Genomic DNA, 14748 nt, shown 5'->3' with positions numbered 1-14748 from the left:
GTCAGGGGGCGAGGTGGTGCCAGGTGTCGGTGGTCGCCACGGCGTGCACCGCGATGTCGTGCTGCTCGGACGGGAGGGGGCGTTCCGCGGCGTCGTACACCTCTTCCGGGAACACGACCGCGACGACCATCGCGCCCGGACGGACGTAGGTGAGCACGCGGTCGTACCAGCCGCCGCCCTGGCCGAGCCGGACGCCACGGGAGTCGACGGCGAGCGCGGGCGCGACGACGACGTCGGCCAGCTTGAGCGCGTCCTGGCCGAGCGTGGGCCCGCCCGGCTCCGGCGGCCGGCCGGGCGCACGCTCGAGAAGGTCCTCGGGGCCCGTGTAGTCCGCCCAGTCGCGGGCCAGGCCGGCCCCCAGCACCGGGAGCAGCACGCGGGTCCCGCGCTCCGCGAGGCGATCCATGAGCTGCCCCGTCGCGGGCTCGGCGGCGCGCGCGGCGTACATGCCGACGACGGCGGCCTCCCGCACCTCCGGGATCGACCACACGACGTCGGCGAACGCCGACTCGGCCTGCGTCCGCTGTTTCACGGTCCGGCCGTTGCGCTGCTGACGGATGGCGCGGCGGAGCTCCTCCTTGGCGTCCTCTGGGTCCATTCCCGTCTGGACCGGGTACGGCTGCGATGTCGGAATCCGAGCGCCCTTCATGAGCGCTATTGTTCCAGGATTCCCCGGATGACCCGGCGCCGCGTGCTTCGGCAGGTCAGAGGCGGCCGCTCGTGGTAGACCCACTGCAGACGGACCGCGGCGCCAGGTCGGCGGGCACAACTGGGTGAGGGAACGAATGTCGGAGACGACGGGACTCGTCGTGAAGGGATGGACCGTGTCCAAGCCATGGCCGGTGACGCTGCGGGAGGACACGCCGGGCGGTGTGGTGGTGCTGCGACCGTTGCGGCGCCGGGACGGCAAGGTCTGGGCGCAGTTGCGCGCGGACAACGCCGGCTGGCTCGAGCGGTGGGAGGCGACGTCGCCCGTCACCGGTGAGAACCGGATGACGGTGGCGTCGTTCAGCGAGTACGTGCGCTCGCTGTCGTCGCAGGCGCGGGCCGGGACGCTGCTGCCGTTCGGCGTGGAGCTCGACGGCGAGCTGGTCGGCCAGCTCACCGTGGCGTCGATCACCTACGGGTCGCTGTGCTCGGCGAGCATCGGGTACTGGGTCTCCGAGCACGTGGCAGGGCGGGGCGTGGCCCCGACCGGCGTCGCCATGGCGACGGACTACTGCTGGTTCGTGCTGGGGCTGCACCGCATCGAGGTCAACATCCGGCCCGAGAACAGGCCGAGCCTGCGGGTGGTGGAGAAGCTCGGGTTCCGTGACGAGGGGGTGCGCGAGCGGTTCCTGCACATCCAGGGCGGCTGGCGCGACCACCGCACGTTCGCGCTCACCACGGAGGACGTCCCGGGCGGCCTGCTGGGCAGGTGGCAGCAGGTGCGTGAGGGGTAGACGGTGCGCCGGTGTCAGCCCTGCTCGACGGGCGTCACCGCGCGGGCGACCACGCCACACGGGTCATCGTCCTCGGTGACACCACGGGCGGCGCGTTCTAGCAGGTCACGGAACCGAACCCGGTCCGTCGGCGGCAGGCCGGCCAGCAGGTCCTCCTCGGCGGCGGCGACCCGGACGTCGACGTCGGCGAGCATCTCCCGACCGTGCGCGGTGGCGACGATGCGCCGTGCACGGCGGTCCGACGGGTCCTGCTGCCGCTCGACGAACCCGCACTCGACGTACCTGTCGATGAGGTAGGTCATGACGGTCCGGTCGATGCCGAGCCGCGCGGCGAGCGAGGCCTGCGTGGGCGGTGCGTCGTGCACGACGACGCGGAGCACCTGGTAGCCGCGCATGCCGTGGGGCAGATCCTCGGTCGCGGCATCGACGCGCACGCTCCACTCGCGCAGCAGCGCGACGAGCGACCAGCTCAGGCCGAGGCCCGGGTCCGGGATCGTCGGACCTGCCGTGCGCTCGCGTCGCGGGGAGCGCTGCGAGGCTCGCGCGGCGGGCTCGCGCACGTCGCCGGCGGGGGTGGACGTGGACATGTGACCAGCCTACCGGAATCAGCGGTCGACCAGATGAGTTGTCATTGATATCGTCTGTAGAACAGACGATTTCCGGTGGCCGTGGGACGGCCACGCCACCGGACACCACCGAGAGAATCGCAGGGCACCTCACCATGACGGACTACGGGCACGAGCTGCAGTTCGGCACCTTCCTCACCCCGACCGCCGCGGACCCGCAGGTACCGGTCGAGCTGGCGCGGCTCACCGAGCGCGCCGGGCTCGACCTGGCCACGTTCCAGGACCACCCGTACCAGGCGGCCTTCCTGGACACCTGGACCCTCCTGAGCTGGGTCGCCGCAGCGACCGAGCGCATCACCGTGTCGGGCAACGTGCTCAACCTGCCGCTGCGCCAGCCCGCCGTGCTCGCTCGTGCCGCGGCCAGCCTGGACCTGCTCTCCGGCGGCCGGTTCGCGATGGGTCTCGGCGCGGGCGGCTTCTGGGACCCGATCGCCGCCATGGGCGGCCCGCGCCGCACGGCGGGGGAGTCGGTCACCGCGCTCGAGGAGGCGCTGCAGATCATGCGTGGCATCTGGGACCCGCACGAACGCACGCCGCTGCGGGTGGCGGGCGACCACTACCGCGTCGCGGGTGCGAAGCGCGGCCCGGCGCCCGCCCACGACATCCCCGTGTGGCTCGGCGCCTACAAGCCGCGCATGCTGCGGCTGATCGGCCGTGAGGCCGACGGCTGGCTGCCCTCGCTGCCCTACCTGAAGGACGGTGACCTGGCGCGCGGCAACGCCGTCATCGACGAGTCGGCCACCGAGGCGGGGCGCGCCCCGGCAGAGGTCCGCCGCCTGCTCAACCTCGGCGGCCGGATCCAGGCCACGAGCGCCGGGTTCCTCCAGGGTCCGGTGGACCAGTGGGTCGAGCAGCTCACGCGGCTGGCGCTGGAGGACGGCATCGGCACGTTCATCGTCATGGGCGACGACCCGAAGCTGATCGAGACCCTCGGGAACGAGATCGCACCCGCCGTGCGCGAGGCGGTCGCCGCGGAGCGGCGCGCGGGCGGCACCACCCCGGCGTCGGCCCGGCGTGGCACGAAGGCGCTCGCCGCCCGCCGTCCCGGTATCGACTACGAGTCCTTGCCCGCCGACCTCGCCGAGCGCGCCGTGGAGCCCGGAGATCGCGAGTACGAGTCGGTGCGGCACAACTACCTGCGCGCCGGAGCGCCCGGCGTCGTGCTCCGGCCACGTCGTGCGGGGGAGATCGTCGCCGCCCTGGACTGGTCGCGCGAGCAGGCGGTGCCGTTCGCCGTGCGGTCGGCCGGGCACGGCATCTCCGGCCGGTCCACCAACGACGGCGGCATCGTCCTGGACCTGGGAGCGCTGCGCTCCGTCGAGGTGGTCGACGAGGCGACCCGCCGCGTGCGGATCGGCGCGGGAGCCACCTGGGGCGAGGTCGCGGAGACCCTGGCGCCGCGCGGCTGGGCGATCACGTCGGGGGACTACGGCGGGGTCGGCGTCGGCGGTCTCGCCACCACCGGCGGTATCGGGTTCCTCGGACGGCTGCAGGGCCTGACCATCGACCGCGTGGTCGCCGCCGAGGTGGTCACCGCGGCGGGCGACGTCCTGCGCGCGTCCGCCGACGAGAACCCGGACCTGTTCTGGGCGTTGCGCGGCGCCGGCGGGAACATGGGCGTGGTGACGTGGCTGGAGATCGAGGCCGGCGCCGTGGGCGACGTCGTGTTCTCGCAGATGGTGCTCGACGCGACGGACACCGCAGGGTTGCTGGAGAAGTGGGGCGCGGCCGTCGAGGCGGCGCCGCGAGAGCTCACGTCGTTCCTGATCCTCGGCTCCGCCGGCGCAGACCAGGGCCCGGTGGCGCAGCTCATGAGCATGTACGCAGCCGAGGGCGCGGACGTCGATCCGGAGGCCGCGGTCGCCGCGCTCGAGACACTCGCCGACGCCGGTCCGCTGCTCGGCCACCAGGCCCAGCTCCTGCCGTACTCGGCCGTCGTCTCCCGGCAGTCCCGGCACCACTCCGGCGGAGGGAGCCCGGCGTCGCGGTCAGGCCTGCTCACGCACCTCGACCGGGACACGAGCCGCGGGATCGAGAAGCTGGTCGCCTCCGGTGCCTCGCACTTCACGGCGATCCGAGCCACGGGCGGTGCGGCCCACGACGTCGACCCCGGCGCCACCGCCTACGCCCACCGGCACCAGAACTTCGCGCTCGCGGGCCTGTCCGCCAGGCAGGCGACGATCGACGAGGTGTGGGACGCGGTGATCGGCCCGGTGCAGGACGGCACGTACCTGTCCTTCGACACCGACACCCGGCCCGAGCGGCTGCTGGAGGCGTTCCCCGAGCCGGCGCTCTCGCGGCTGCGCGAGATCAAGGCGTTGTACGACCCGTCGAACGTGTTCCGGTCGAACTTCCCGATCCCGCCGGCGGAGCTCCTGGCCGCGTGAGGGCGCGGAACCGGGGCGATATTGGCTGGCCGTCGGCGCCGTCGTCGGACATCGTGAGGAGCCCACCGCATCTTGACCGATCCGTATGGCATATCGGGCACTACCTGATGCCCGGGCGTGTCGCCGGGGACGTTCCTTGACGAGCGCCTAACGTCGTGTTGTGGAATCGGCCGCAGGGGTGACAGTCGTCGCGCTGTTCGTCCTGTGGCTGGGGTACTGGGCACCGCACCTGATCCGTGACCGCACGGAGCTTGCGGCCGCACGGGCCGGCGACCGGTTCTCCGGTGGGTTGCGTGTCGTCGCGGTCAGCGGCGGCACGGTCTTCAGCACGAGACCCACCGGACAGGAACGAGGAGGAGCCATGACGACCGGCACAGGTGGTTCGCGCCTGACCGGCGCGCGCCCGGCTCCGCTCGCGCTCGACCCGGAGGACATGGAGACCCCGGCGCAGCGCCGGGTCCTGGCGGTGCAGCGTGCCCGCCGGGCGGTCCGTGCCCGACGGCGGTTCGTGCTGACCCTCTTTCTTCTCCTGGCCTCTCTCGCAGCGTGGGCCGCCGTGGTCGCCGTTCCGCTGCACTGGGTGGTCGGAGTGGTTCCGACCGCGGTCCTGGTCACCGCGCTGGTGCTGGGGCGGCGCGCCGCGATCCGGGCCCGGCGGGCCGAGGACGCGGTCGAGGCGGGCCGCCGCGCGGCGCGGCAGCGGGCCACGCAGGCGCGCGCCCTGGCGAACGGCGGGCCGTACGCGCCGCGCAACCGGATGCGGGTCACGGAGGCCACGGACGAGGTGGTCCTCGCGACGAAGAAGGGCGGTGTGCTCGACGAGCTGCTGACGGTGCCCGAGCCGGTACGCGCGAAGGTCGTGGACGAGAGCGGCGCCCCGGCCGCCGAGCGGGCCGACGACGACGGCGCGGGCGAGGAGAGCCCCGGTGTCGGAGGCGGCGCCTGGGACCCGGTCCCGGTGCCGCTACCCACGTACGTGACCAAGCCGGCGGCGCCACGGGTGACGTCGGGGAGCGTCAGCGCGCGGGCGTCGGACGGCGCCCGGAAGAGCGGCGCGGGGGGCGACGGGGTCCGGGCCGGGGGAGCCGGTGCGGGCAAGCCTGCCACCGAGGGGGCCGGTGCGAACCGGACCGACGACGCCTCGGCCCGGCTGGCGGCCGCCATGCGCGCATCGGCCGGGATGTCGACGGGAGAGAAGCACGTCAGCGAGGAGCCTGCGGGCGACGAGCCGGCCGAGCGTGCGCGGGCGGCGTCATCGGACTCGGCGGCGCACCCCGACGAGGAAGAGCTGATGCGGCCGGCGCCGCGCGTCCCGGACGAGACGCTCGCCCAGCCGCTGGAGCGGATCCTGGCGCGCCGCCGCGCGGCGGGATGACCGGATCGGGCTTGCGGTGGGCCGGTCGGCTGGGCGGGTCGGCTGGGCCGGGTGGCTGTGCCGGGTGGCGGCCGACGGGCCGTCGCCTGGCGGCCGGTCAGCCGCCGATCGGCCTGTGGCCTGGCGTTGTGTGGTGCGTACCACCCGTTCTGATTTGCGGACCCCGGCCGGTGGAGTGCTAATCTGTTCCAGCACTCGGGGCTATGGCGCAGTTGGTAGCGCGTCTCGTTCGCAATGAGAAGGTCGGGGGTTCGAATCCCCCTAGCTCCACCGATTGAGGGTCGCTGCATCTGGCATCACGCCAGGTCAGCGGCCTTCTTGCTTCCCGGAGGGGTCACCCGAACCTGAGAGGTGACACCCTTGAGTGCACGCATTAATCCTCACGGCGTTCGACCGAGAACGCCTCGCAACGCCTGTCTGAGGACTCGTCCGCAGGCGTGTTTCGAGCACCTGTCGAGCATGAGTGACTCGCGTGATACCCCGCTGGACCGCGGTCCGATGTGGACGCTGGACGACCTCTGCCGCAAGCTGCACTGCACACGCGAGACGGTCTACACATGGCGCAAGCACGGCGTCGCGCCGCGGGCCTACAAGATCGGCAAGCACCTGCTGTTCGAGGAGTCGGACGTGCGGGCCTGGCTCGAGCAGCGCGCCTCGGACGGCGACGGGTCCATCGACACCGGCGATGACTCCGACGCCTCGTCGTGGGGGTGGTGAGTGATGACTAGGCGGAAGCTGCGCCCTGGCGACGTAGGCGAGGTCTCCTACCGGGAGATCCCGCTGAAGGGGACCGGTGCGCGGGGGAAGAGCGTGTGGCAGGCACGGGTGCGTGTCTGCCTCTACGACGGTTCGGAGGAACAGCCGGGCCGTAACGCCGACACGAAGACAGAGGCTCGCAACCGCGTGCTGAAGGCCGCCACCGACCTGCTCAGCGCACCGCGTGGCTCGGAGGCGCTCAAGCCGGATTCGCGGGTCGGGCTGGCATGTCGGCAGTGGATCAACGAGCTGCGGGTGCGTCAGGCGTGGCCGAACCCGCCGGTTCGTCCACAGACGGTGGACGAGTACGAGCGGAACCTCGGACGTCACGTGGTTCCGCACCTGGGGAAGCGGCGACTACGGGAGCTCACGCCGGCGATCATCCAGGCGTGGATCGACGGGATGATCGAGCGGGGCAAGGACGGCCCGCACGACATGGTGACGACGACGGCAGCCACGCGCGGGAACCTGATCAGCGTGCTCGACCGCGCCGTCGTGCATGACGCGCTGCGGGACAATCCCGCACGCAAGACGCAGGCGCCCTCCAAGAAGCGGCCCGAACCGAAGGCGATGACGGTGTTCGGCATCGGCCGGTTGCGGGCGGCCGTGCGTTCCTGGGAGAGGTCTCGGGAAGGGCAACCAGGACCGAGGCCGACGGGGCACCTGCCCGCTGTGGTCGACGTGATGCTCGGCACGGGGATGCGGATCGGCGAGGTGATGGCGCTGCGTTGGGGCGAGGTCAACCTGTCCCCGGACGGGCTGCCCACGATCGCAGTCGAGGCGACGCTGACGGACGTCAAGGGGCAGGGCACCGTCAGGCAGCCCAAGCCGAAGACCGACGCCGGCGACCGGGTGATCATTCTGCCGCCGTTCGTCGCGGAGGCTCTGGTCTCGATCCGTCCAGCGGTGACCACCGCGGACATGCCGGTGTTCCCTTCCCGGAGATTCCGGGACGGGCGTAACGCGACCCGAGCGCAGACGCCGCACAACATCCGCCGGACGCTGCGCATGGCATTGGACAAGGCCGAAATGACCGGCGAGGTGTACCCGCACCTGCTGCGCAAGACCGTCGCGACGCGCGTCGCCCGGAAGATGAGACTGGCTGATGCCGCCGCCCTGCTGGGGCACAAGATCGATGCCGGGGTCACGGCACGGCACTACATCGATCGGTTGCGCCTGGCGCCGGACACGTCTGCCGTGCTGCAGGAGATGGTCGAGATCGGGGATGCTGAGTACCAGAAGTCGAACGAGGAGACCCGCGTTGCCGGAAGCGACACCGACAAGATGGCGCACGCCGCGATTGGTGCCGTCGAGGACAGCACCGGTTGGTAGGCGCAGGTTCTGACCTGCGAAACTCCTGTGGCCGCGGTCGGGCTCAGCCCTAATAGTGTCTTGACGGGACCGAGCGCCGTTCCGCTCGTGGCCAGCCAGTCGGCTCGCTAGATCTCGAGGCCCGGCCACTCGTCTGGCGTGTCGAGGACTGAGGCGTCGTCCCTGAGGATCTCGACGTGTGGTTGGAGGGCGCCTGCGGGGTGTTCGGAGCGGCGGAGGCGGCCGGCGACGAGGGCGTCGAACTGGAGGCGTTCCACGACGGAGTCCGAACGGACTCGTCCGGGCTTGGCCCGGAACCAGTCGTTGCTCTTCTCCTGTCCCATCTGGCGGGCGCGACGCAGCAGGTCTGGGTGGGTCTCGTCGGTGATCGCCTCGTAGACCGGCACGAAGTGGGTGCGTGCGCCGCCTCCGGGGACGTGAGCGAGCCGCTTGCGTCGTGAGGTGACGTAGCGGGCCTCCTGGATGCCGCGCTGGATCGTGGTAGCGACGTGGCGGTCCATCTGGTCGAAGGCGTCGTCGAGCTTGCGGAGCTGTTCTCGCGAGGCACGCGGGACGTTCTGGAGGAAGGCGAGCGCGCGTTGGGCGAGTGAGACGGGGGAGACGTCCTGGGAGCGTCGGCCGGTGATGTTCGCGCGGAACGTCGCGGCGAGTACCTGGTAGGTCACGGCACGCGTGGCGAAGGCGTCGGCGCGCGGCTTGGGGCCGGAGTCCTTCGTGAGCCGCGCGCCGTGCGCGGTCAGGAACTGGTTGGTGCTGAGCAGCAGGGCGAGGTGGTGGGCGTCCGGGTACTCATTACGCAGCCTGCTTGCGGCCTCCTGAACCAGCGACGCCGCTTGATCGCACGGGCCTGCGCTGGCGCCGGGCATAGGGTGCAGTGGTGGACCGGGGCGGTAGCCGCGATCGTCGACGAGGTACGACGCGGCCGTGATCCTCGATCGAGCCCACTGGGAACACTCGTCGAGCGCCTGGGCGACCGAGTGGTAGACCCTGCTGCGCAGGGGATCCTTGCCCCGCTGGACCCGGCGCAGGAGAACGTCGCCGCCGATCGGTTGCCAGCCCGGAATGCGGATGAATCGTGCGTCGGCCAGCAGGAGTGCGTTGACGAGGTTGGTGGCGTCCATCGTCAGCAGGAGGCGTTCCTCGACGGAGATGTCGGCCAGGTGGGGTAGCTCGCGCTCGCGGACGACGACGGCGGCGATAGCGGCCTGCCGCCATGCCTCGGTCAGCGGGTTGGTCTGCTGCTCCGCGAGCTGTTCTGCGGTGCAGGAGGTCCCGGCCTTCTGCACCTGGCCGAACTCGGTAAGCGTCCGCTCCACCAGCACCCGGCCTTCATGGGTCACTCCGCCGTGGACGAAGGTCATCAGGCCGAGAGCGTACTTGTGCACCTCGGCCCGGTAGCGTTTCATCGCCTCGACCTGCCCGGTTCCGTCGGCCGCAGCGATCGTGATGTCGTCGAGCCCGAGTCCGCTGAGCAGGTGCGTCATCGCCGACCGCAGTGTGGCGGCGGCCTGTCCGTAGGTCACGGCTCGTCCTGCGGACTGGGGGCGGTGACGCGGCCCGGGTCGTGCCTCCAGCAGTCCTGGAGCATCTCGATGCAGTGGCCGATTCCCGGCGGGGCGCTGGACAGGCGGGCGAGGGCCGCCAGGGACTTGCGTGCAGCGGCGTAGTGCTCGGCTCGGGGCGGGGGTGGGTCGGCGTCGATCGGTGGCCGGCACAGAGGGGCGTGCAGGTCGTCGAGCCGGTCCAGTACGTCCCAATAGCCATGCGGGATCGTGGGCGGAAGCGAGACGGCCAGCGCCCACAGGTGGGATCGTGCTGCCTGGTAGGTGTCGTAGTGCCGGACGGGGAGAGGCGTTCCCTCGGGCGGCGTCGGGGCGGCGGGCGTCGTGCCGGGGTCGGGGTCCCGGTGCGGTGTGGGGTGGCTGGTCATGATGGGTGCCTCCTGCGGTCGGTCATGAATCGCGGCGTCGACTCGGTCATGAGGAGCGTCGACGTGGTTGCCCGCGGCGAGGCAACCTGCTCGTGGGTGCGACACCGGGCGCTGGCAGCCTGGTCCTGTCGTTGAGGTACGCGCATGGGGGCGGTCGCGGGCTGTTCATCAGTGGGGCTGTCCACAGCCTCGGCACGGTTTCCGTCCTGGCTGTGCGGGAGCACATCCTGGCGGAGCCGGTCAGAGGCTGGGCGAGTCGTCCTCGACTGCCTCGGGGCCGTCGTCGTGGCCGGGGCCGCCGTGGATCGGATCGTCGGGCAGCAGTGGGTCCGGGCCGAGGTCGTGTCGCTTGGCGTGCAGGGCGCGGATGACGTCTCGATCGGCTTCAGTCAGTTGCTCGGGTCCGTCGTCGGGCGGGCGGTCCGGGCGGGGTTGCATCGTGGGCGTGGCGTCGAAGGGGATGGCGAGGTCGTCGCGGTGGGCGACGTGCACGATGTGCGCGAGCGCGATCTCCAACCGGGCGCCAAGGGGATGAGAGCCTTCGGCGAGTACGGTGGTGCGGGCCTCGTCGGACCAGGTTGTGTGTTCGCTGGTCAGGCGTCCGAGGATGTGCTCGGGGTGGGCGTCGAAGTACTCGTTGAGTAGGACCTGGTGCCCGTCGAGCGGGATCTGGTAGGTGTTCTGGAACGGCTGGATCGTGGGGCCGTGCTGGGGTTTGCGGTCGTGAGGCCGGTGGCGCAGCAGGATCAGGTCGACGGGTCGATCGGTTCCGGGGGCCTGCCGGAGTGTTGCGCCCGGTAGCCGGACCGCGCCGAGGAAGTCGGTGTGGTCGGCCACGGCTGCGCGAAGGCGAGGGTTGGGCGAGTCGAGCCAGTCGGTGGAGACGACGGCGGCGAGCATTCCGCCTGGCCGGGTGGTGATGAGTCCTGTGGAGATTCCTTCGGTGTCCGTGCGCAGGCGGTCGGCGCGGCGTTCGGGGGTGTGCAGGTCGACGTCGCTGTGCGGGGCATTGACGATGACGACGTCGCAGTTGACGTCGTCGCTGGCGGTGAGGGCGTCGAGTGATCGGGCTCGGGTGTCGTGCGGTGGCCAGCTCGTGGTGACAGGGATCTGCCCGATGAAAGCCTCCACGGCGCCGGTGGGGTAGCTTCGCTGGCCGGCGGGTGCGCCGGCGAAGATCTCGGCGTCGACCCCCAGCGTCATCCACTGGCTGCCGGGGCGCAGACCTGCGCCCAGGTCGTACATCGCGGTCCAGATGCGTTTGGCGAGGATCTCGTGGGCGTCGCTGGCCGGGGTGTGCGTGTGGTCGTGGATGGCGACCCGATCGGCGACCTCGGCCGCTTCCGGTCCGGGCCAGGTGTTCATGTCGAGCTCCCGTTCGATTCGCTGTCCTGCGCGGCGCGGCGCGCGGCGACGTCGTGGGCGACGTGGGCGTGGAAGTCGGCGGCACGGTCGGTGACCGGGACCACGGCGGGGCTGGGCGCAGGTGGTTCGCCGGGCCAGGTGGTGAGGCGGGTCTCGCGGTCCTGGGTGAGCTCGGTGCCGCAGTCCTGGACCCAGCGCTTGAGCCGGGTGCGCGTCGCGGCGAAATCGCGCATCCACACCAGTGAGGCACCCGGGTTTGCCTTCGGAGCGTGTGCGGCCTGGAACGCGGTGTGCAGTGCGGACAGTTCCCAGACGAGCTCGGAGTGACGGTGCCACAGCGGGGGCAGTTCCTGCGGGGTCAGGCCGAACGTGTCGCGCAGCCAGTACACCCACTGGTCCAGCAGCATCCACTCCTCTGCCGCCTGGTGGGGCGGCAGGGTCGCCCAGTTCACGACGTGCGGCGGGACGTCGTCGAGACCGCGATCGGGCGCGGCGCTCATGACGTGCTCCCGGCGGTTTCAGACAGGCCGGTCGCAGCCTGCAGGCTTCCCCGACGGCGTCGCGCTGCCGCCCGCCTCGCCCGGGCCTGTGCGAGGGTGCGCACGACCTGGTAGCGGGTGCGGGCGGCGTCGTGTCCGAGGCGGCGGGCAACGAACACGTGGCGTTCCTTGCCCTGCTCGTCGGAGGGCAAGGCGCGCAGGCGTCCGGACGCGAGGATCGCGTCCCCGGCCTGGAAGTGGGCGCGCGCCTTCTGCGTGTGCTCGTTGAAGACCACCAGGGTGCAGAACACCGGCGGCAACCGGTGCGGTGGCCCTCCCGAGCTGGCGCGCCACCGCTCCACACGCACCCGTCCACGCAGCATCGCGGTGCCGTCGCGGGTCTCGGACCACGTCAGGTCGGTCTCGAGCATCCCTTCAAGGCCCTGCTCGACGGGGATCTTGGCTCTGCTGGTCATCGCGTGCTCCCTGCCTCGATGCGTCCGTCTGGACGACGGGCGCTGCTCGAATGTCAGGTGCGCATCACGTGCCTGGACGTGGTTGAGTTCTGCTACGCGGCGCCGAGTGTCGAGGACCGGCCTCTAGCGCTAGGTCCCAGGTCGTCGGATCATGTGCTCGATCGCCGTCTTGCCCGTTGTGAGGTCGTCGGCGTCGAGGCGGTCGGGCCAGGCGCGCAGCCGGGTGACGATGGGTGGGGCGGAGCGCAGGAGGATCAGTCCGGTGCCGAAGGGCATGGTGCGGATGCGTTCGGGTGGCATGACCGGGACGCGGCGGAGAGTGCGTTGCATGGAGCGGGTGCCGTGGTCGCCGGTGGTGTAGGTGTCGGCGTGTTCGTCGCGTTCGCCGATGAGCGCGGAGATGTCGCGCAGGTCGCCCGCCGATGACGTTCCGCCGAGCACGATCTTGACGATCGCGGCATCCCAGATCGCCTGGGCTTCTTCTGCTCCCCAGACGGCTCGGGCTTGGGCGAGTGACTGCAGGACGGGCATGGTGGTGATGCCGGTGCCGCCGCCGTCGGACATGAGCGTGCGCAGGGAGGGCAGGGGCGCGAGGTTCCCGATCTCGTCCAAGGCGAGCAGGAGTGGCGGGTCGAGCCGGGCTCCGGGTGAGGCTGCGGCCAGGGTCTTGGCGGTTTCGGCCAGGTCTTCGATGAACGCGGCGATCAGGGATCCGCAGGTGGTCGACCCCGTAGCGGTGGCGAGCATGTACAGGGTGCCGTTCTCGCGCAGGAACGTGGCCGGGTCGAACTGCTCGCCCGGCGCCGGGGTGACGGCGTCCAGCACGCGGGGGTCGGCCAGGCAGGACAGCGCTTGCTGGACGCCGGACCAGGTGGAGTCCCGGTTGCGGGGTTCGGCGTTGATCCGCGCCTCGAGGGCTTGGGCCCAGCCGGGTGTGGCGTCGGGGTGGGAGGCGAGGATGGCGGCGGCGTCGCGTGCGGCGGCGGGGGAGTTGGACCAGGTGAACAGGTCTCGGGCGCTGCGTCCTTCGAGGGCGGCGGCGTGCAGCATGCCTTGCAGGACGATGGCGGTCTGGTTCTCCCAGTAGGTGCCGTTCTCGGCTCCGCCCTTGGACAGGCCGGTGCCGGCGGCGAATCCCTTGGCGCGGATCATCGCGGTCAGCGGATCCACACATCCCCGCACCGGGGACCAGCGCACGCCGGCTGGGACGCCCTGGACCAGGTGCTGCGGGTCGAACACGGCGACCGGGCCGATTTTCTCGCGTGCCTTCATCGTGATCGCGAGCGTGTCGGGGCGGGTTCCGGTCGCGACGACGGCGCCGGGCGCGTCGAGCACGGCGTTGATGACCAGGTGCAGGCCTTTTCCGGAGCGGGGTGGGCCGAGCACCATCGTGGAGTCCTCCACCGAGGACCAGATCTGCCTGCTGTGCGCGTGCCCGAGCAGGTAGCCGACCTGTTCCGGCCGGGCCCGGCGTAGGGACGGGCGTAGGTTGCGCGACCGGCGGGTCAGGGCGAGCCGGGAAGCGGTCTTGGCGACGTCGGCTCTGGTGGCGGTCCCAGCCATCGGGTCCGCGCTGTTGTCGGTCCGACGGCGATCTGAGCGCCATACCCACCAGATGCTCCGGCCCAGCGCGCCTGTGAGCGTGAGGAGCACGATCACGGTGAGCCAGTACGCCACCGGACCCAGGTCACTGGCACCGAGCGCCTCACCCGGCTCGCCCGGCCGGGCCAGTACCCGCAGGCCCGTGGCAGGTCCGCCGTCGGGTGGATCGACCCCGGTGAGGACCGCGGCGACGGTTCCGGCCAGCCGCAGCACCACGGCCAGCCCGGTGAGGGCGAGCAGTAGCCAGAGGCCGGCGTTGGTCAGCTCGTCACCGACCGGTCGCGCCTGTCGGGCGTTCACGGGGCACCGACCTCCTCGTCGCTCAGGGCGGTCTCGTCGGCGAGCCCGGCGTCGTCGACCGGCTGCAGAGGGTCCGTCGTCGGACTGGAATCGCGGTCCGCGGTCCTTGCCGGCTGCGAGTTTTGAGGCTCGGGAGCGTGTCCCGGGTCGACATGCGGGTTGTGCGCCGGTGGGAGGTATCGCGCCTGCGCGCTGCGCGTGCCGTACAGGAGCAAGCTCGTCGCACGGCCGCGCAGCGCGGGTGGCATCCGCAGTTGGACACTGCCTTCTGCGTCTGCCTGGGTGGTTGCCACCACGACGGCGATCGCGACCGGTTCCTCGGACGCGAACCCGCGCCCCCGCAGCGCAGAAGTGGAAGGAGCGCCGGTCATTGCTTGCATGGGCAACGGCGTGGTCAGAGGTCGGCCGTCGTCGGCGGTCTCGTGCAGGGCGGTGGGCGTCGCGGGGGCTGCGGGTACGACGACGTCGGCGTAGGTGTGGCCGGAGTCGTGAACTTCGACGCGGATCGGTGAGCCCAGCGCTTCAGCTACCTGGGTCACGATCCTCGGGAGGTCGCCCCGACTCAGTGGCGAGGCGTCGTTGTTGCCCGGGGCCGATGTGGATGCGGGAGGCGTCCATGGCCGGCCGTCGGCCTGGACCGCGAGTTGCCCGTTGTCATCGACGTCGACCCGCACCCGC

The 14748-nt window shown here is 71.6% G+C and carries 14 protein-coding genes and 1 tRNA gene; 6 read left to right on the top strand and 9 right to left on the bottom strand.

Annotated elements, in window-relative coordinates; all coding sequences use genetic code 11:
- Position 1: 1 nt before the first annotated feature.
- Positions 2 to 598, bottom strand: a complete 597-nt coding sequence (locus ACYU96_RS15305) for a 5-formyltetrahydrofolate cyclo-ligase (protein ID WP_460755243.1) — start codon at positions 596 to 598, stop codon at positions 2 to 4.
- Between the two features lie 226 nt (positions 599 to 824).
- Here ACYU96_RS15305 and ACYU96_RS15300 point away from each other — a divergent pair, with 226 nt between their 5' ends.
- Positions 825 to 1442: a GNAT family N-acetyltransferase gene (locus ACYU96_RS15300; RefSeq protein WP_460755240.1), complete on the top strand. Its 618-nt coding sequence runs from the start codon at positions 825 to 827 to the stop codon at positions 1440 to 1442.
- A 14-nt stretch (positions 1443 to 1456) separates the two neighbouring features.
- On the opposite strand, the gene ACYU96_RS15295 is transcribed toward ACYU96_RS15300, so the two are convergent.
- Entirely contained in the window at positions 1457 to 2029 is a 573-nt protein-coding gene (locus ACYU96_RS15295) for a MarR family winged helix-turn-helix transcriptional regulator (protein ID WP_460755238.1), read from the bottom strand.
- 134 nt (positions 2030 to 2163) lie between these two features.
- On the opposite strand from ACYU96_RS15295, the gene ACYU96_RS15290 reads away from it, so the two are divergent.
- The 5 genes from ACYU96_RS15290 (at position 2164) to ACYU96_RS15270 (ending at position 7918) form a co-directional block, all read left to right on the top strand.
- A complete protein-coding gene (locus ACYU96_RS15290) occupies positions 2164 to 4455 on the top strand; it encodes an LLM class flavin-dependent oxidoreductase (RefSeq protein WP_460755235.1) in 2292 nt (763 codons plus the stop codon).
- A gap of 160 nt (positions 4456 to 4615) precedes the next feature.
- The gene (locus ACYU96_RS15285) at positions 4616 to 5830 is read left to right on the top strand and encodes a hypothetical protein (RefSeq protein ID WP_460755232.1); all 1215 of its coding nucleotides are present in this window, start codon (positions 4616 to 4618) and stop codon (positions 5828 to 5830) included.
- 197 nt (positions 5831 to 6027) lie between these two features.
- Positions 6028 to 6100, top strand: a tRNA-Ala gene (locus tag ACYU96_RS15280).
- A gap of 189 nt (positions 6101 to 6289) precedes the next feature.
- Complete coding sequence (locus ACYU96_RS15275) at positions 6290 to 6547, top strand: helix-turn-helix domain-containing protein (protein WP_460755230.1); 258 nt, start codon at positions 6290 to 6292, stop codon at positions 6545 to 6547.
- A gap of 3 nt (positions 6548 to 6550) precedes the next feature.
- On the top strand, positions 6551 to 7918 hold the full coding sequence (locus ACYU96_RS15270) for a tyrosine-type recombinase/integrase (RefSeq protein WP_460755228.1): 1368 nt from the start codon (positions 6551 to 6553) through the stop codon (positions 7916 to 7918).
- A gap of 107 nt (positions 7919 to 8025) precedes the next feature.
- Here ACYU96_RS15270 and ACYU96_RS15265 read toward each other — a convergent pair whose 3' ends face one another.
- From ACYU96_RS15265 to ACYU96_RS15235, 7 genes are all read right to left on the bottom strand, one after another.
- Complete coding sequence (locus ACYU96_RS15265) at positions 8026 to 9441, bottom strand: hypothetical protein (RefSeq protein WP_460755224.1); 1416 nt, start codon at positions 9439 to 9441, stop codon at positions 8026 to 8028.
- Entirely contained in the window at positions 9438 to 9848 is a 411-nt protein-coding gene (locus ACYU96_RS15260) for a hypothetical protein (protein ID WP_460755222.1), read from the bottom strand. The genes ACYU96_RS15265 and ACYU96_RS15260 overlap by 4 nt, the downstream gene beginning before the upstream one ends.
- Before the next feature lie 240 nt (positions 9849 to 10088).
- Positions 10089 to 11213: a hypothetical protein gene (locus ACYU96_RS15255; protein WP_460755219.1), complete on the bottom strand. Its 1125-nt coding sequence runs from the start codon at positions 11211 to 11213 to the stop codon at positions 10089 to 10091.
- A complete protein-coding gene (locus tag ACYU96_RS15250) occupies positions 11210 to 11713 on the bottom strand; it encodes a hypothetical protein (RefSeq protein ID WP_460755217.1) in 504 nt (167 codons plus the stop codon). Before ACYU96_RS15250 ends, ACYU96_RS15255 begins: the two co-directional genes overlap by 4 nt.
- Positions 11710 to 12168: a single-stranded DNA-binding protein gene (locus ACYU96_RS15245; protein WP_460755214.1), complete on the bottom strand. Its 459-nt coding sequence runs from the start codon at positions 12166 to 12168 to the stop codon at positions 11710 to 11712. Before ACYU96_RS15245 ends, ACYU96_RS15250 begins: the two co-directional genes overlap by 4 nt.
- 129 nt (positions 12169 to 12297) lie before the next feature.
- Entirely contained in the window at positions 12298 to 14070 is a 1773-nt protein-coding gene (locus ACYU96_RS15240) for a type IV secretory system conjugative DNA transfer family protein (protein ID WP_460755211.1), read from the bottom strand.
- Positions 14067 to 14609, bottom strand: a complete 543-nt coding sequence (locus tag ACYU96_RS15235; protein ID WP_460755208.1) for a hypothetical protein — start codon at positions 14607 to 14609, stop codon at positions 14067 to 14069. The genes ACYU96_RS15240 and ACYU96_RS15235 overlap by 4 nt, the downstream gene beginning before the upstream one ends.
- Positions 14610 to 14748 lie beyond the last annotated feature (139 nt).

This window comes from Myceligenerans cantabricum (assembly GCF_054777735.1).
Note: the sequence above shows the minus strand (reverse complement) of the source record. Positions and strands in the feature narration are given on the sequence as shown.